At 64.6% G+C, this 17,072-nt stretch carries 11 protein-coding genes and 1 pseudogene; 6 read left to right on the top strand and 6 right to left on the bottom strand.

Going from position 1 to position 17,072, the window contains the following annotated elements:
- Positions 1 to 40 precede the first annotated feature (40 nt).
- On the bottom strand, positions 41 to 2,755 hold the full coding sequence (locus NCR35_RS22215) for a cation-translocating P-type ATPase (protein WP_250536106.1): 2,715 nt from the start codon (positions 2,753 to 2,755) through the stop codon (positions 41 to 43).
- Positions 2,756 to 2,897: 142 nt separating this feature from the next.
- On the opposite strand from NCR35_RS22215, the gene NCR35_RS22210 reads away from it, so the two are divergent.
- On the top strand, positions 2,898 to 3,836 hold the full coding sequence (locus NCR35_RS22210; RefSeq protein ID WP_250536105.1) for a universal stress protein: 939 nt from the start codon (positions 2,898 to 2,900) through the stop codon (positions 3,834 to 3,836).
- Positions 3,837 to 3,884: 48 nt separating this feature from the next.
- Here the strand turns inward: NCR35_RS22210 and NCR35_RS22205 are convergent, their stop codons facing one another.
- The 3 genes from NCR35_RS22205 to NCR35_RS22195 are packed head-to-tail and all read right to left on the bottom strand — an operon-like array spanning position 3,885 to position 6,369.
- Positions 3,885 to 4,814: a potassium channel family protein gene (locus NCR35_RS22205; RefSeq protein WP_250536104.1), complete on the bottom strand. Its 930-nt coding sequence runs from the start codon at positions 4,812 to 4,814 to the stop codon at positions 3,885 to 3,887.
- Positions 4,802 to 5,308, bottom strand: a complete 507-nt coding sequence (locus NCR35_RS22200; protein WP_250536103.1) for a flavodoxin family protein — start codon at positions 5,306 to 5,308, stop codon at positions 4,802 to 4,804. The genes NCR35_RS22205 and NCR35_RS22200 overlap by 13 nt, the downstream gene beginning before the upstream one ends.
- A gap of 20 nt (positions 5,309 to 5,328) precedes the next feature.
- Positions 5,329 to 6,369 carry a zinc-dependent alcohol dehydrogenase family protein gene (locus NCR35_RS22195; protein WP_250536102.1) on the bottom strand — a complete coding sequence of 347 codons (1,041 nt, stop codon included), beginning with the start codon at positions 6,367 to 6,369 and terminating at the stop codon, positions 5,329 to 5,331.
- 198 nt (positions 6,370 to 6,567) lie between these two features.
- Between NCR35_RS22195 and NCR35_RS22190 the strand changes: the two genes are divergently transcribed.
- Positions 6,568 to 7,407, top strand: coding sequence for a universal stress protein (locus NCR35_RS22190; protein ID WP_250536101.1), 840 nt, complete (start codon positions 6,568 to 6,570; stop codon positions 7,405 to 7,407).
- A gap of 87 nt (positions 7,408 to 7,494) precedes the next feature.
- On the opposite strand, the pseudogene NCR35_RS22185 reads toward NCR35_RS22190, so the two are convergent.
- A pseudogene (locus NCR35_RS22185) lies at positions 7,495 to 7,794 on the bottom strand (GNAT family N-acetyltransferase); the annotation flags it as partial.
- Between the two features lie 753 nt (positions 7,795 to 8,547).
- Here NCR35_RS22185 and ptsP point away from each other — a divergent pair.
- From ptsP to NCR35_RS22165, 4 genes are all read left to right on the top strand, one after another.
- A complete protein-coding gene (gene ptsP, locus NCR35_RS22180) occupies positions 8,548 to 11,082 on the top strand; it encodes a phosphoenolpyruvate--protein phosphotransferase (RefSeq protein WP_250536100.1) in 2,535 nt (844 codons plus the stop codon).
- A gap of 36 nt (positions 11,083 to 11,118) precedes the next feature.
- The gene (gene ptsG, locus NCR35_RS22175) at positions 11,119 to 12,912 is read left to right on the top strand and encodes a PTS glucose transporter subunit IIBC (protein ID WP_250536099.1); all 1,794 of its coding nucleotides are present in this window, start codon (positions 11,119 to 11,121) and stop codon (positions 12,910 to 12,912) included.
- Between the two features lie 174 nt (positions 12,913 to 13,086).
- Positions 13,087 to 13,302: a hypothetical protein gene (locus NCR35_RS22170; RefSeq protein ID WP_250536165.1), complete on the top strand. Its 216-nt coding sequence runs from the start codon at positions 13,087 to 13,089 to the stop codon at positions 13,300 to 13,302.
- 210 nt (positions 13,303 to 13,512) lie between these two features.
- Positions 13,513 to 15,909, top strand: a complete 2,397-nt coding sequence (locus NCR35_RS22165; RefSeq protein WP_250536098.1) for a phosphoketolase family protein — start codon at positions 13,513 to 13,515, stop codon at positions 15,907 to 15,909.
- A 36-nt stretch (positions 15,910 to 15,945) separates the two neighbouring features.
- Here NCR35_RS22165 and NCR35_RS22160 read toward each other — a convergent pair whose 3' ends face one another.
- Positions 15,946 to 16,980, bottom strand: coding sequence for a hypothetical protein (locus NCR35_RS22160; RefSeq protein ID WP_250536097.1), 1,035 nt, complete (start codon positions 16,978 to 16,980; stop codon positions 15,946 to 15,948).
- Between the last annotated feature and the right edge of the window lie 92 nt (positions 16,981 to 17,072).

Here is a 17,072-nt window from a genome sequence, read left to right as displayed (position 1 = left end):
CAGCGCGCAGGATCTGCGAACGCGACGCCGGCCGTGACTGTCAGAGACGCGCGTCATGCCGCGACGTCCTTCCCGCGCCCTTGCGGAACAGATGGTGCCGCGCGAGGTACTTTTCGAACTCGACGAGCGCGAGCACGACACTCGACACCGCCAGCGACACGGCCAACTGCCACGCATCGAGCGGCGCGGTGTGCAGCATGTCGTTGAAAAACGGCACGTAGATCGTCGCTATCTGCAATGCGACGGTCAGGCATACGGCACCCGCGAGCGCCCGGTTGGAGCACAGCCCGAGTTCGAACACCGACCGGCGCGCCGAGCGGATGCCCAGCACCAGACCCATCTGCGAAAGCGACAGCACCGTGAACGCCATGGTCTGCCATTGCGCCTGACCCGCCGCCAATGCGCATGCCTCGGTGCCGAGTGTCAGAAGCGAAATCGCCAGCGCAACGCCGACGATCCGTTGCCACATGCCGCCCGCAAAGAGGCTCTCGCGCGGCGGCCGAGGCGCGCGCCGCATGATGTCCGGTTCGGCGGGTTCGGCAGCGAGCGCAAGCCCCGGTAGTCCGTCCGTCACGAGATTGATCCACAAGATCTGGATGGGCAGCAAAGGCATCGGTAGCCCGAGAAACGGCCCCACTGCGATTACCAGCAGTTCCGCCGCATTGCCCGTCAGGGCGTAACGGATGAACTTCGTCACGTTGTCGTAGATCCGCCGTCCTTCCTCGATGCCCGCGACGAGCGTGCCGTAATCGTCGTCGAGCAGGACCACGTCCGCAGCCTCGCGCGCGACGTCCGTGCCGCCCTTGCCCATCGCCACGCCGATGTCGGCGCGGCTCAATGCAGGCGCATCGTTGATGCCGTCGCCGGTGACGGCCACGCAGCGCCCGCGCGTCTGCAAAGCCTCGACGATACGGATCTTCTGCGCCGGGTCCAGCCGCGCAAACACGCTCACGCTTTCTATCCTGCGCACGAGTTCGTCCTGCGATAGCGCGTCGAGCTCCGGACCCGTGACAAGCGACTGCCCCTGCGACATGATGCCGAGCGACCGCGCGATGGCGCTGGCCGTCAGCGGATGGTCGCCGGTCATCATCACAGGAACGATGCCGGCGCGCTTGCACATGTCGACCGCCTGCGGCGCGCCCGGCCGTGGCGGGTCCTGCATGCCCAAGAAGCCCAGAAACACGTGACCGGTTTCGATCCACGCCGCGGTGGGGTCCATATCGGCGCCGGCGTTCGCTTCGCGCTTCGACACGGCTATCAGCCGTTGACCGTCGGCGGCCATGCGCGCAGCAAGGGCGAGCTGCGTGGCCCGGTCGAGCGGGCCTGTCGAAGCGCCGAACGTAGCATCGCATCGAGGCAGCACGGCTTCGGGCGCGCCCTTCATGTACGCCGTCCAGCCGGACGATGTCCGGTACACCACGGTCATGCGCATGCGATTGGAGTCGAACGGCAGTTCGATGCTGCGCTCGCCCGCTTGCAGTAACGCCTCGTCGAAAACATGAGCGTCCAGGCCCGCCTCGCGCGCGGCTCGCCATATCGCGACTTCGGTGGGATCGCCGAGCCACTTGCCGGTTTCGGCATCGCGCTCGCCCGCCTCCTCGCCGCAGGCAAGCGCCGCTGCGTAAAGGAGTGACCGTGGGAGCGACCGCGCGTCGGGACCGAGCGAATGCGCATCGCCTTGAGTGAATGCGATGGAGCTTCCGTCCGGCAGCCCCAGTTCGACGACGCGCATGTCGTTGAGCGTCAGCGTGCCGGTCTTGTCCGTGCAGACGTGGCTGACCGAGCCGAGGGTTTCGATTGCGGCGAGATTGCGCACGAGGGCCCGTCGCCGCGCAAGATTGCGCGCGCCCAGAGCGAGCATGACAGTCAGCACCGTAGGCAGCGCCTCGGGAATCGCCGCTACCGCGATACTCACCGAAGTCAGCAGCATCAGCGACACGGCTTCGCCGCGCGCGACGCCCATCGCAAAGATCGCCACGCACGTGAGCGCAATGGCGATGCCCAGCTGCCGCCCGAACGCGGCCAGCCGCTGCTGTAGCGGCGTGCGCGGCGGCTCGATGCGTCCGAGCAACGCGACGATCTTTCCTAGCTCCGTGTCCATCCCGGTCGCCACCACGATGCCGCTGCCGCGCCCACACGCGATGCTGGTTCCCATATACGCCATGTCGCGGCGCTCCGCGAGCGGCGCGTGTTCGTCGGCAACCGGGGCAGCCGACTTGTCGACGGCAAGCGATTCGCCCGTCAGGGCCGACTCGTCCGTGCGCAGTTGTATCGATTCGACCAGCCGAATATCCGCAGGCACGCTCGCGCCCGCTTCCAGGAACGCGAGATCGCCCGGAACGACTTCGGTCGCGGGAACAGTGAGGCGCTCGCCGTCGCGGACCACCGTCGCGCGCGATGCGCCCAGCTTCCTCAACTCGGCCATCGCATGCTCGGCGCGAACGGTTTGCATCAGACCGATTGCGCCATTGACGAGCACCAGCGCGGCGATCGCCAACGCCTCCTGCACATCGCCCGTTGCGCCGGCGATGCACGCGGCCACCAGCAGCACGATGTTCATGTAGTCGCGAAACTGCGCGCCGACGAGCGACAGCAACGAACGAGGCCGCTCGCGGATCGTCTCGTTCGGACCGTGCCGCGACAGACGCCGTGCCGCTTCGTCGCGCGAAAGTCCGTTGTGCGCGTGGGATGCGAACGCCAGCGCGACATCTTCGGATGTCCGCTCATGCCACGGTCCGGTCGCGATTTCAGTCATGCGGGCTTCCTCACGGTGACGCACAGCGTGTTCGCACATGATGCGCCCGCAGCGCCTCGCCTCCGGATGACCTGGATCAAGCGACGTGCACACGCGAAGTATCAACATGGGTGTCGCCACACGATGACCCGATGGAATCGACATGACAGACACCGCCGAACGGGCACCCCGCCCGCGCAGAGTGCTGATCGCACTCGACAGTTCACCCGCTTCGGAGAATGCGCTCGCGTACGCAGGCAAGTTCGTCCCGGCCGGGGCGTCCATCCGCATCTTGAGCGTGCTTGCGCAGTGCAATGCGGCGCTGCCGGTGCCCGACCTCGTGCGCCACTCTCTGCACGAGGCGCGGGGCAGTGCCGTGACGGACGCGCGCGAGATGCTTCGCCGTTCCCAGAACGCGCTGCGCAACGCAGGGCATCACGTGGAAACGGTGTTGCTCGAACTGTCGGACGGCCGGAACAACGCGCAGGCGATTGCGCAGGAAGCCGAAGACTGGAACGCGGACCTGCTCGTAATTGGCGCACATCAGCATCACGGCCTGCTCCGCTGGATCGAGGGCAGCACGGCCGAGCCGCTGGCGGCCAACCGGAGGCTGCCGGTTCTCGTCGTCCCCGAGTCGTTCGACGCAACCGGGGCGCACGAGCCGCGGCGCATTCTCTTTGCGGTCGACGGTAGCAGCGAAGTCCTTCCCGCCTTGCGCTTCGGCGCGGGCCTCGCTTCATCCGCAACGCATCTTCGGGCGATTCATGTGATCGACAAGGCCATGCGCATGACCAATCCGCTTCCGTTCTCGCTGCTCGAAGAAGCATTCGACGAAGACGCGCGAGCAGCGAGATCAATGGCGCGACGGGTGTTTGCGAACGCGCCCGGCGAGACCAGTTTCGAAGTGCTCAGCACGTGCGAGTGCCGGGACGATGTTGCGCACACGATCGTGCGCGAGGCAGACGCGTGGCGCGCCGATCTGCTGGTCATGGGCACGCATGGCCGCCGTGGCGCGGCGCGCTGGCTGCTCGGAAGCGTGGCCCGCAACGTCGCAAGAATCACGCACACGCCGCTTTTGCTTGTTAACCAAGTGCCTCGGTGACGCGTATCGCTAATCAGCAGGTACCGAGATTACGCGACGAAGCAGCCGTCATGTGTCCGCCTCCGTGCCGGGCCGTATCCGTGTTCTGCGTCCCTCATGCGCGGGCTCGTGTCGCACCGGCTCGGCCGTGCGGTCCGTGAGCGCATCGCGCAGCAGGCGCACGTCGTCGCGCATCAGCGCCATCTCGCGTTCGAGACGCTTGATGTCCTTGTGCATGTCTCGTCGAAGCTGCTTCTCTTCGCCGCCGATGACGAGCGCAGCGATGCTCGCGAAGGTGAGCGAGAGCATTCCGTATCCGAGCAGCACCACGAATACGGCGAATACGCGGGACGCGGGCGTAGTCGGCGCGATGTCGCCGTACCCCACGGTCGCGCTGCTCTCGAACGCGAGCCACAGACCCTCGGCATAGGTGTGGACACGCGGCTCCAGCCAGTAGAAGCCCGCACCCGCGAGCGCGAGCACCGTCGCGCCGAACGCCATTAGCAGCACGAGACGGCCCGGCACGATAAGCGCCTGCAACGCGAGAAAAATGCGAACGGCCACGACCGACATGAACCCGAGCCGCAGCATCCACTCGGGCGCGGACCACGGCGTCGCGCCGCCGAAGACGCTCGACAGCGCGGCGAGCGCGATGCCCGCATCCATTGCGTTGCGGCACAAGAAGCGCGCCGGATGACGGCTCAATGCAAGCATGCGCCCGAGCACGCACACGCAAGCGAGGCCCGCGGCCAGATACAGGCTGCGCGAAGCGGCCAGCGCCGTGGCGGGCCCGGTCAATCCGAGGTAGAAGGCGGGTATGAGAAGCAGCATCGCGCCGGGCATCAGCCAGCGCAACCATTGCCAGGTGCGCACGGCGGCGGGGTCGTCGTGAGGATCGACGCCTTGCGGACTCAACGCACACGGCCACTCCGTCATGGCGCGGTCGTGTTCGTGAGCGTCGCGCCCCGGCGCGCGCAAGTCACCGCTCAGGCGGCCCATTCGAGTTGATCGATTCGCGTGAGCTTGCGTTCGATGCGATCCACGAAGACATCGACGAGGCGGCGCGCATCGTCCGCAGGCAGACCTTGCTTGATGGCACAACGCGCGACGGGCTGCTTGCCCGCGAGCGTCGCCATGTTTCTGAACGCCGTGGTCTCGCCCCGCGCGTTCTCGGTGCAGAAGAACGCCACGTACGGCAGCTTGCGCCGGTTGAGCGCGAGCCACGCGCGCACCGGTGCGCTGACGGTGCCGGCCCAGACCGGCGTGCCGATGACGACGAGCTCATATGCCGTAGCGTCGCGACAGCCGGCATGCAACTGCACGGGACGGGCGAAGACGGTATCGAAGATGGCGCGCACAAAGCCCAGCACGCCGGACCGATCCACCGGCTCCGTGATGACTTCCAGATCCGCCTGCAGGCGGGCGGCGAGCGCCTCGCCCAATGCGCGCGTCTTGCCGGTTCGCGAATAGCAAACCACGAGCACCTTTGACATGTCCGTTCTCCACGATCCACCTACGCGACTTCGATGATGACCTTGAGCGCGCCCGTATCGGCGGCGCGCGCGAAGGTGTCGTATGCGTCCAGCACGCGGTCGAGCGTGAAGCGGTGCGTAATCAGCTGCTTCGGCTGCAGACGTCCCGCGCGCACCGTCTTCAGCAGCATCGGCGTGCTGACGGTATCGACGAGCCTCGTCGTGATCGTGATGTTGCGGTCCCACAAGGCTTCGAGATGCAGGTCGGCTTTCACGCCATGCACGCCCACATTCGCGATGGTCCCGCCCGCCGCGATGATCGCCTCGCACAGCTCGAACGTCGACGGCACGCCGACGGCTTCCACCGCGCAGTCCACGCCTGCGCCATCCGTCAGACGCAAGGTCTCGGCCACCGGATCGCTCCGCGAAATGTCGATGCATGCCGTAGCGCCGAACGTGCGCGCCACCTCAAGCCGATTCCTGTCCCGGTCGATCATGATGATCTGCGCCGGCGAGTAGAACTGCGCGGTCAATAACGCCGCGAGGCCGATGGGTCCCGCGCCGACGATGGCCACTGTGCTGCCCGGCTGCACGCGGCCGTTGAGCACGGCGCATTCGAAGCCGGTCGGGAGAATGTCGGAGAGCATGACGAGCGCTTCTTCGTCCACGCCTGCAGGCAGGCGGTACAGGCTCGTGTCCGCGTGCGGAATGCGCACGTATTCGGCCTGTGTGCCGTCGATCTTGTTGCCGAGTATCCAGCCGCCCGTCGCGCAGTGCGAGTACATGCCGCGCCGGCAGGCGTCGCACTTTCCGCACGACGAGATGCACGAGATCAGCACGCGATCCCCCGGCTTGAACGCGGCGACCGCCGCACCGACCTCTTCGACGACGCCGACGCCCTCGTGCCCCAGCACGCGCCCCGGCTGACACGTCGGCACGTCGCCTTTGAGAATATGCAGATCCGTGCCGCAGATGGTGGTGCGCGTCACGCGCACGATCGCGTCCGTTGCACTGACGAGCCTGGGCGACGGCCGTTCGTCGAGCGACTTCTCTCCGGGACCGTGATAGACGAGCGCTTTCATGTAACGAACTCCTGTGCGTGGCATGGCGTGTGGCGTGGACCGAGCCACTGTATGCGCACGGATTCGGCGGCTCTTGATCTGCATCAAGCAGAGCCGAACCGATGCGCCGCGCGGCGCCGGTTGATCTGAGTCAAGCGTCCGGATGAAACGCCTGCATAGACTGAGGGCCTTCGATCCCGCGAATCAGGGAGTCATGCGATGAGCTACAAGACGATCCTCGTGCATCTCGACACCAGTGTGCGCGCGCATCCGCGACTGGAAAGCGCGCTTGCGCTCGCCAGGCGTTTCGACGCTTATGTCATCGGCCTCTTCGCGGTGTTCGAGCCACCGCCGCGCGTCTTCACCGTGATGGCAGGCACGGCCGACTACTACGCGCAACATGCGGCATTGCGGCGCGAGCAGCGCGCTGCGATCGAGCGCCTCTTTCATGCGGAGTTGACGCGCGCCGGTGTATCGGGCGAATGGATCACCAGCGACGAGCGCGCGACAGTGTGCGTGCCGCACTATGCGCGGTGCGTGGATCTGGTGGTCGCGAGCCAGGATGATCCGAATGATCCGGACTCCTACGTAGGCGATCATTTTCCGGAAACGCTCGTCATGTCCGCCGGCCGGCCCGTGCTGCTGATTCCCTATACGGGCTTCTTTGCGACGATCGGCACGCATGCGATGGTCGCGTGGGACGGCAGCCGCGAAGCCACGCGCGCCGTCCACGACGCGCTGCCTCTTTTGAAGGCTGCGGAGCGCGTGACCGTCGCGACGATCGATACCGCTTCCGACCATGCACAGGAAGAACGCATTCACGGCGCGGATATCGCGGCATGTATCGCGCGGCACGGCGTGTCGGTGGAGGTGTCTTCGAACAAGGCGCCCAGCAACGCGCAGGCCGGCGAGATGTTGCTTTCGCGTGCCGCCGATATCGGCGCGGACCTCGTCGTGATGGGCGGTTACGGCCACGCGCGCTGGCAGGAACTCGTGCTCGGCGGCGCAACGCGGACCTTTCTTGCGTCGATGACCGTTCCGGTTTTGATGTCGCATTGACGGCGACGGTTGCTGGCTTGCGCGGACGACCAACTCCCGTGAGAAGAACTCGAGTCACCGCTCCGGCGAGCGGTGCGGCCGCTAGAGTCAGGCCGTCCGACGAACGAACCGTTGTTCCGTGACGCTCGTTCCCCATTGCGTACCCTGAGCTTCTTCGCACAGCCGGAAGCCGAAGGATTCATACAGGTGCCTCGCTGCGTCCAGACCCTTGAAGGTGGAAAGGTACGTTTCGGAGAACTGAGCGTCGACGAAGTTCATGGCGCGCGTCATGAGCTGCCTGCCTATTCCAGTACCGCGCAACGCGTCGTCCGCGATGAACCAACGCAGGTGCGCCACTCCGCTCGCAACATCTCCATCGATGGCAAGCGATGCAAGCGGTCGGCCGTCCCGTTCGCCGAGCCGTCAGTCCTTCGAACAGAAACCTCCATGAATACGCGCCACCATCGGATCGCAGCCTCGCCCTGGGCCTAGCACAAACCCTAGCCCGCTGCTCATAGACATTCCGAAGAAGTAGAATGCCTTCGCATCGGCAGATGCGGTCGTTACCGCTCTCTGTCAGGCGGTATGCGCACCTGCAATTGAAAGAACTTTCGGGAGCGAATCGATGCAGCGAAGCTATCCTTATCGAGGGTTCGAGATCACGATTCAGCTCGAGCCAGTCAGAGCCGTGTCGCACAAGGCAGAATTCAGCGATCCAGTCGGGTTCATTGCCGTAGTAAGTGTTTGCACCGCTGAACCCAAGCGGCCTGTGGGCGTACCGGTTCGGCTGGTCTCCGAAACACATACTGTCTTCCGCACGGAGGACGAAGCTCTGTCAAGCGCGCTCAGTGCAGCGCAACGCATCATCGACGCCAAGATACCCAGTTGACGACAACTCAACTCACGTCCTCGAAACTCTATTCGCTAATCACCTAATTCGATCAATCAGGTCGCCTTGCTAATGACGTTTCAATTCCCGCATGCCTTCCGCGGATTGAATCAATTCGAGGTCATCTGCATCAGATCAAAGCCTCACCACATAATTCGGCGATTCACTCTTCGTTTGCCTATGATTCATCGTAGGCAAATGATCCTTGAGCAACTTTGCGCAGACGTCTTATCTATTGACCTCGTGCAGTCAGGGGACAAGGAGTCCTTCACATGAAAGCTCCGCGACGTTTAGAGCGAATCGAGCTGATGGCGCCTATCTCTGGCGTCATGGTCCGACTCGATACGGTGCCCGATCCGGTGTTCGCTCAGAAGATGGTCGGTGACGGCGTGTCGATCGATCCGACTTCCGACGAATTGCTCTCCCCGCTCGCCGGCAAGGTCACGCAACTGCATCGCGCCTGTCATGCAGCGACCGTGACGGGCGACTGCGGGCTCGAAGTGCTGATTCACATCGGTCTCGATACGGTGATGCTGCGCGGCGAAGGCTTCACGCCGCTCGTGAAGGAAGGCGATACCGTCGTCACCGGCCAGCCGCTGATTCGCTTCGATCCGCTCGTCGTCGGCGCAAAGGCCGTGAGTCTGCTCACGGAAATGGTCATCGCGAACGGCGAACTCGTCACCCGCTACGAACCCGCCACGGGCATCGTCACGGCGGGCACGGACGTCGCGCTTCGTGTCGAGTTCGTCTCGCCGACGAAAGACAACGCGAGCCGCGACGCAGGCGGGCAGGCCGTATCCGATGAAGTCACGCTCCCGAACCCGCAGGGCCTGCATGCGCGGCCGGCCGCCGTATTCGCCGCCGAAGCCAAGAAATACACGTCCGAGATTCGCGTCATGCGCGGCAGCGACAGCGCGAACGCGAAGTCGGTGGTCGCGCTGATGGCGCTCGCGACGAGCTTCGGCGACAAGCTGCGTGTCGAAGCCGCAGGGCCCGATGCGAATGAAGCCGTGACCGCGCTCGCGCGCCTGCTCGTGTCAGGTTCCGGCGAAAAGCCCGGCGAAGCGCCCGCGCCCGCCGCTCCGGCCATTGCAAGCGAAGCCGCGCCGCCACGCGCCGCGCCTGCCGACGCGAACGAGTTCACCGGCGTCTCGGCGTCGCCGGGACTCGCGGTCGGCAAGATCGTGCAGTTCCGCCGCGAAGTCATCGACGTGGCCGAGACGGGCGAATCGCCGCAACGCGAGCGCGCACGGCTCGACGCGGCGCACCATGAAGCACGTCAGCAGATCGAGGCGCTGAAGGCGAAGCTGACCGATCCGTCGAAGGCAGCGATACTCAATGCTCATCTCGAACTGCTGGGCGATCCCGATCTCAACGACGCCGCGATCGCCGGCATCAGCGACGGCAAGAGCGCGGGCTTCGCGTGGCGCGCCGCGTTCGAAGCGCAGGCAAGCCATCTCGAGAAGCTCGACAACGCGCTTCTGCGCGAACGAGCGGGCGATATTCGCGATGTCGGCCGCCGCGTGCTCGCGTTGCTCGCGGGCGTGAAGCAGGCGCGCATCGACGTGCCGGACGAATCCATTCTCATCGCCGAGGAACTCTCTCCTTCGGACACCGCATCGCTCGACAGGAGCAAAGTGCTCGGCTTTTGCACGACGACAGGCGGCGCGACGAGCCATGTCGCGATACTGGCGCGCTCGCTCGGCATTCCGGCCATCTGCGGCATCGACGAAAGCGCGTTGCAGTTGCCCGACGGCACGCTCGTCGTGCTCGACGGCTCGCGTGGCAGCCTGCGGCGCAATCCCGGCGCCGACGACCTGAAAAAGGCGCGCGAGCGCATCCAGCGGCAGACGTTGAAGCGGGCACAGGAACAAACGGCCGCGAGCAAGCTGGCCGTCACCGCCGATGGTCATCGCATCGAAGTGGTCGCCAACATCCGCAACGCTCAGGAAGCGCGCGATGCCGTCGCGGCGGGCGCCGAAGGCGTGGGTCTGTTGCGCTCCGAGTTTCTCTTCGACAATCGCGACACCGCGCCTTCCGAAGACGAACAGGCGGCCGAGTACTGCGCCGTCGCAGAAGCCCTCGGCCGCGAGCGTCCGCTCGTCGTTCGCACGCTCGATGTCGGCGGCGACAAACCGCTTTCCTATATGCCGCTGCCGAAGGAAGACAACCCGTTTCTCGGCCTGCGCGGCGTGCGCGTGAGTCTCGAGTTTCCCGACTTCTTTCGCACGCAGTTGCGCGCGATTTTGCGAGCGGCGCCCATCGGCAATCTGCACGTGATGTTCCCGATGATCGCGACTCTCGACGAACTGCGCGCCGCGAAGCGCATTCTGCAGGAGGAGGCCGGCGAGCACATGAGCCGCATCAAGGTCGGCGTGATGATCGAAGTGCCATCCGCCGCGATGATTGCCGAGCCGCTCGCGCAGGAAGCCGATTTCTTTTCCATCGGCACCAACGATCTCACGCAATACACCCTCGCGATGGATCGCGGACACCTGAAGCTCGCGAAGCAAGCCGACGCGCTGCATCCCGCCGTGCTGCGTCTTATCGGCATGACCATCGACGGCGCACACCGGCACGGCAAATGGGTGGGCGTGTGCGGCGGCATTGCGTCGGATGCGATGGCCGTGCCCGTGCTTGCCGGCTTAGGCATCGACGAGTTGTCGGTCAGCGTGCCGGCCATCGGCTCGATCAAGGCCCAGCTCGCGCGTCTCACGATGGACGAATGCCGCGCGCTCGCGGCCAAGGTACTGACCCTCGGCACGACGGCGGAAGTGCGCGCGCTCCTCGCTCGATACGCGGAATAGGTAAGAGGCGATCACCGGAACAAGCGGAGAGACAGCATGTTCAAGAACGCTTTCGGCGTGGTGCAGAAAGTCGGCAAATCGTTGATGCTGCCGGTCGCGGTGCTGCCGGTCGCGGGGTTGCTGCTCGGCCTCGGCTCCACCGACTTTCACGGCTATATCCCCGGCATCGTGCTCGCGCTCATGAAGAACTCGGGCGACGTGATCTTCAGCAACCTGCCGTTGATCTTCGCCATCGGGGTCGCGCTCGGCTTCACGGAGAACGACGGCGTGTCGGGCATCGCCGCGACCATCGGCTTTCTCGTGATGACGGCGACGCTCGGCGTCATCGCGACGTTCCAAGGCGTGAAGCCCGACACGATCATGGGCATTCCGTCTATCCAGACCGGCGTGTTCGGCGGCATTCTCGCGGGCGGCCTCGCGGCGTGGATGTTCAATCGCTACTACCGCATCACGCTGCCGCCGTATCTCGGCTTCTTCGCGGGCAAGCGCTTCGTGCCGATCGTCACGGCAATCGGTTCGATCGTGCTCGGCGCGATTCTCTCGGTCATCTGGCCGCCTATCGGCAGCGCGATCAAGGCGTTCTCGCACTGGGCGGCGGTGTCCGATCCGCGAACCGCTGCGACCATCTATGGTTTCGTCGAACGGCTGTTGATCCCCTTCGGCCTGCATCACATCTGGAACGTGCCGTTCTTCTTCGAAGCGGGCAGCTATCTCGATCCCACGACAGGCAAGGTCGTGCACGGCGACATCACGCGCTTCTTCGCGGGCGACCACACCGCTGGCATTCTCGCCGGTGCGTATTTCTTCAAGATGTTTGGCCTGCCTGCGGCCGCCATCGCAATCTGGCATTGCGCGAAGCCGGAAAAGAAAGTGGCGGTCGGCGGCATGATGGTGTCCGCCGCGCTGACCTCGTTTCTCACGGGCATCACGGAGCCGATCGAGTTCGCGTTTCTATTCGTCGCGCCGGTGCTGTACTTCATCCACGCGTGTCTCGCGGCATCGGCGCAGTTCGTCGCCAATACGCTCGACATGCACATGGGCTTCACGTTCTCTCAGGGCGCGATCGACTTCGTGATGTTCAACCTGATCGGCAACAAGGCGACCCACGCATGGTATGTCTTCATTCTCGGGCCGATCTATGCGGTGATCTATTACGCCGTGTTCCGCGTCGTCATCACGCGCTTCGATCTGAAGACGCCGGGACGCGAGGACGATACCGTCGAAGCAGCCGCGGGCAGCACGGCCGAGATGGGCGGACGCTCTCGCGATCTCGTGCTCGCGTTCGGCGGGCGTTCCAACATCAAGAGTCTCGATGCATGCATCACGCGGCTGCGCATCTCGGTGAACGATCCCGCGCTCGTCGACGATGCAAGGCTCAAGGCGTTGGGCGCGGCAGGCGTCGTGCGCGTCGGCAACGGCGTGCAGGCGATCTTCGGGCCGCTCTCGGAAAACATGAAGACGGACATGCAGGACTATCTGAAGCGCGCGGGCGCCGAGGCCGATCTGCCGGCGGCGGGCGCAAAAGCCGATGCAGGCGCTGCACAGCCGGCGAGTGCTGCGCCACCACCGATTTCTGCGTCCACGTCAAACGATTCGGCCTATGCGGCGCGCGCCGACAAGATTCGCGAGGCGCTGGGCGGCGGCGCGAACATCGTCAAGCTACAACCGCTCGCAGCGACACGCCTGCGCGTCCTGCTGAACGATGCATCGCGAATGGACAACGCGGCGCTGACGACCGCCGGCGTCCCGGCGACACAAAGACTCTCGAACGGCGAAGTCGATCTGATCGTCGGCCTCGACGCCGAAGCGCTCGCGGGCGCGATGCACTAGCACGGCATCGGGTGAAGGGCTTCGCGATGACGTTCACCCGTCGGGCGACGCGGCTAACATCGGAACTCCGCGTGCTTATTGAATTGCTTACGCAACGCCAGCGCCGTAGGTCCTTCTTTCGGAGTCCACATCATGCCCGCGCGCTCACTCAGGTTCATTGCGATCGCAACCGCCATGCTCGCCTTGTCGTGGCCTGACATCGCTCTGCCGACGCAGCAGGCGCAGCAACGCCGCGCCGGGCGCGATGTGCGCCAGGAGACGCGCCAGAGCGCCCGGCATACCAAACAGGACTGCCGCGCCGCGAACCAGCAATCGAATGCGCAATGCCGGCAGGACAAGCGCGAGACGAAGCAACATGGGCGTCAGGCTGCAAGAGAGATCAAGTACTGAATGCGCTCTTTGCGCAGTCAGATCAAACATCGTGGAGATCGCGCGCCTTGAATCTTGAACAGCGCGGCATCGCATGATATCGAATCGATAAGGCGCATAAGAACGAGCACAACAGAGCGCACCTACCGACCTAGCGAATCTCGCGCAGCGCGACGCCCCGTGACAACGCACGACGCGCGTTCCCATGCGCCCTTATTGAAGGAGACGTCGATGAACGATCGTTCCAGCACCCATCCGTCTGAAGGAAGTACGATAGAAGACGACGAACTACGGCTCATCGATGCATGGTGGCGCGCGTGCAATTACCTATCGGCGGGCATGATCTTTCTCGCGGAAAACCCGCTGCTGCGCGAGCCGCTCAAAGCGGAGCACGTCAAGCACCGGCTGCTCGGACACTGGGGCGCGAGCCCTGCGCTCTCGTTCGTCTGGGCGCATCTGAACCGCGTCATCAAGCGCGACGACCTCGATGTCGTTTTCATGGCCGGTCCCGGACACGGCGCGCCCGGCGTGCTCGGCCCGGCCTATCTCGAAGGCACCTACTCGGAGGTCTATCCCGACAAGAGCGAGGATATCGAAGGCTTGCAGAAGTTCTTCAAGCAGTTCTCGTTTCCCGGCCATATCGGCTCGCACGTGACGCCGGAAACGCCGGGGTCCATTCATGAAGGCGGCGAACTGGGTTATAGCCTGTCGCATGCGTATGGCGCGGTGCTGGACAATCCCGGGCTCATCGTCGCGTGCGTCGTGGGCGATGGCGAAGCGGAGACCGGACCGCTCGCGACCGCATGGCATTCGAACAAGTTCATCAATCCCGCACGCGACGGCGCGGTGCTGCCCATCCTCAATCTCAACGGCTACAAGATCGCGAACCCGACGATCCTCGCGCGCATCAGCCATCAGGAACTGGAGGCGCTCTTCGTCGGCTACGGCTACACGCCGTGTTTCGTCGAAGGATCGGACCATGCGCAGATGCACCGGAAGATGGCCGAGACACTCGATCGCGTCACCGCCGACATTCGCGCGATATGGGAGAACAGTCGCGCAGGCAAGGGCGCGGAACGCCCACGTTGGCCGATGATCGTGCTGCGCACGCCTAAGGGCTGGACCGGACCGAAGGAGATCAACGGTCACAAGGTCGAGGGCTCGTGGCGTTCGCATCAGGTGCCGTTCTCGGACGTGCATACGAACCCCGCGAATCTCGCGGTGCTCGAACGCTGGATGCAGAGCTACGAGCCGGAAACACTCTTCGACGCGAACGGCCGGCTGCGCGAAGAAATCCGCGCGCTTGCGCCGACCGGAACGCGGCGGATGAGCGCGAATCCTCATGCAAACGGCGGCGTGCTGCGCAAGCAGCTCAAGCTCCCCGACTTCCGCGACTATGCAGTCGATGTCGGCCAGGCGGGGACCGTCCAGCATGAGAACACTCGCCCGCTCGGCGAATTTCTGCGCGACATCATGCGCGCCAACATGGACACGTTCCGCGTGTTCGGTCCCGATGAAACGGCCTCGAACCGGCTACAAGCGGTTTATCAGGCAAGCAAGAAGGTCTGGATGGCCGACATGCTTCCCGAAGATGAAGACGGCGGCGAACTCTCGCGCGACGGCCGCGTCATGGAGATGCTCTCGGAGCACACCTTGCTCGGCTGGCTCGAAGGCTACCTGCTGACCGGGCGTCACGGCTTCTTTCATACATATGAGGCTTTCGCGCATGTCGTGGACTCGATGTTCAATCAGCACGCGAAATGGCTCGACATCTGCAAGAACCATGTGCCGTGGCGAGCGTCCGTCTCGTCGGAGACCATCCTGCTGTCGTCCACGGTCTGGCGTCAGGATCACAACGGCTTCTCGCATCAGGACCCGGGGTTCATCGATCTCGTGACGAACAAGAGTCCGTCCGTGACGCGAGTCTATTTACCGCCCGATGCCAATACGCTTCTCGTCGTGGCCGATCAGTGCCTGCGATCGACCGATTGCATCAATGTGATCGTCGCGGACAAACAGAAGCACTTGCAGTTCATGACGATCGACGAAGCCATCGTGCATTGCGCGAAGGGCATGGGCGTCTGGCGGCGCGCGAGCAATGACGAAAACGAAGAGCCCGATGTCGTCATGGCGTCGTGCGGCGACGTCGCGACGCAGGAAGCACTCGCGGCGACGGCCATCCTGCGCGAACATCTGCCGGAACTGAAGTTGCGCTTCGTGAATGTGGTCGATCTCTTCAAGATGCAGCCCAACACCGAACATCCGCACGGATCGAGCGTGCGCAACTTCGAAAGCCTGTTCACGCTGGACAAGCCCGTGATCTTCAACTTTCACGGCTACCCGTGGCTCATCCACAAGCTGGCGTACAAGTTTCGCAATCACGAGAACCTACACGTGCGCGGCTATAAGGAGAAGGGCAACATCAATACGCCGCTGGAACTCGCGATACTCAATCAGGTGGACCGCTTCAATCTCGTGATCGACGTGATCGACCGCGTGCCTCGCCTGCGCGGAAGCACTGCGCATTTGAGGGAGGACATGAAGAACGCGGTCATTCGCCACCTGGATTACGCGCATACGCATGGCACCGATCCGGACGAGATCACCGAATGGACGTGGCCTTATTGAATGCAGGCTCAGTCGCTGCGCTTTCTGGGGGCGCGCTCAGATCAGCCACCGCGCCGCATCGTCGAGCGCGCCGTCCGCAGCCGGCATGTCTCGCCGCGCGACGCGCACCAGCTGCACCGCGCGGATCTCGGGAGGCTGCATCGGCAAATGCGCGAGATGGAGCGTGAGTTCAGCGGCCCGCTCATCGCTGCGCGCTTCGACGACGAGGTTCATGCGGTTCAGGCGCAGCGTCTTGCGATCCACACGTATGAGCGCGGCAGGATGGCCGAGCACGTCCGCGAGCGCGCCGAGCTGCTGCTCCACGCCTTCCGCGCGCGAACCGAGCGATGCGAGCGCGGCCTCGTTTTCGGCGATCTCGCGCTCCAGTCGCGCGACGTCCGTCGATGCATTCCCGTATGCAGACGACACGCCGCTCATGCCCGACATGCCCGCGCCACGCCGTCCGAGCATCTGCATTCGCGCGGCGAGCAGTGCGCGCGTCTCCTTCAACGCCTCGCGTTGCGCCTCGTGCGCCGAGACGCGCGACGTGGCTTCCAGAGCCAGTTGCTCGATGACTCGCAGCACGATGTCATCCCTCAGCGCCGCTTCGGTCTCGTCGCAAATGCGCATGCGCTTGTCGTCGAAGCTCACGGCGATGCGCGGCACGTCCGAGCGCACCACGCCGGCCTCATCGGCCACGCCGAGCACGCGCCGCTCGATGAGGCGGCTACTCAGCACGGCATAGGCGTATTCCGCGGCGTAATGCGCGTCGAACCAGGTGCGCAGATCGTGCGATTGCCCGATGACGCTCGTAATGTCTTCCGAGGTCGCGAACATCGCGCGCAGATAGGCGTCGTCGGCCCAGGCGGAAGGCGTCGCATCGCGCGGCGGGGGAAGCGCGTCGACGAGCTCGCGCGCATAACGGAGCGCCCCGCGAACGAGCGGCCCGAGCCGCGACTCATAGCGATTCGCGAGGCGCACTTGCGGCGCGATTGCTGCGATGCGATCTAGCGCCTCGCGAATGTCCTCGGTGGAATCGGCATCGCTACGCGAGCGACCGAAACGCTGGCGTAGCCAGCCGAACGCGCTCATCGCGTGATGCGGACGCTGCGGTCCGAGCCTCGCGACGCAAGCCGTGTAACGTGCAAGGTCATGTCGATGCCTCTCGCGAACATGCCACACTT

This window comes from Caballeronia sp. AZ10_KS36, assembly GCF_023631105.1.
In the GTDB taxonomy this organism is placed as follows: Bacteria; Pseudomonadota; Gammaproteobacteria; order Burkholderiales; family Burkholderiaceae; genus Caballeronia.
This window is presented reverse-complemented; position numbering and strand designations above follow the sequence as displayed.

What these genes read in the sequence shown, in the direction of transcription:
- NCR35_RS22195 (WP_250536102.1), bottom strand. Translation starts at nt 6,369, where the DNA reads ATGAAAGCGCTCGTCTATCACGGTCCCGGAGAGAAGTCGCTCGACGAA.
- NCR35_RS22215 (WP_250536106.1), bottom strand. Translation starts at nt 2,755, where the DNA reads ATGACTGAAATCGCGACCGGACCGTGGCATGAGCGGACATCCGAAGAT.
- NCR35_RS22165 (WP_250536098.1), top strand. Translation starts at nt 13,513, where the DNA reads ATGAACGATCGTTCCAGCACCCATCCGTCTGAAGGAAGTACGATAGAA.
- NCR35_RS22205 (WP_250536104.1), bottom strand. Translation starts at nt 4,814, where the DNA reads ATGGGCCGCCTGAGCGGTGACTTGCGCGCGCCGGGGCGCGACGCTCAC.
- NCR35_RS22170 (WP_250536165.1), top strand. Translation starts at nt 13,087, where the DNA reads ATGCTCGCCTTGTCGTGGCCTGACATCGCTCTGCCGACGCAGCAGGCG.
- NCR35_RS22200 (WP_250536103.1), bottom strand. Translation starts at nt 5,308, where the DNA reads ATGTCAAAGGTGCTCGTGGTTTGCTATTCGCGAACCGGCAAGACGCGC.
- ptsP (WP_250536100.1), top strand. Translation starts at nt 8,548, where the DNA reads ATGAAAGCTCCGCGACGTTTAGAGCGAATCGAGCTGATGGCGCCTATC.
- NCR35_RS22210 (WP_250536105.1), top strand. Translation starts at nt 2,898, where the DNA reads ATGACAGACACCGCCGAACGGGCACCCCGCCCGCGCAGAGTGCTGATC.
- NCR35_RS22160 (WP_250536097.1), bottom strand. Translation starts at nt 16,980, where the DNA reads ATGAGCGCGTTCGGCTGGCTACGCCAGCGTTTCGGTCGCTCGCGTAGC.
- NCR35_RS22190 (WP_250536101.1), top strand. Translation starts at nt 6,568, where the DNA reads ATGAGCTACAAGACGATCCTCGTGCATCTCGACACCAGTGTGCGCGCG.
- ptsG (WP_250536099.1), top strand. Translation starts at nt 11,119, where the DNA reads ATGTTCAAGAACGCTTTCGGCGTGGTGCAGAAAGTCGGCAAATCGTTG.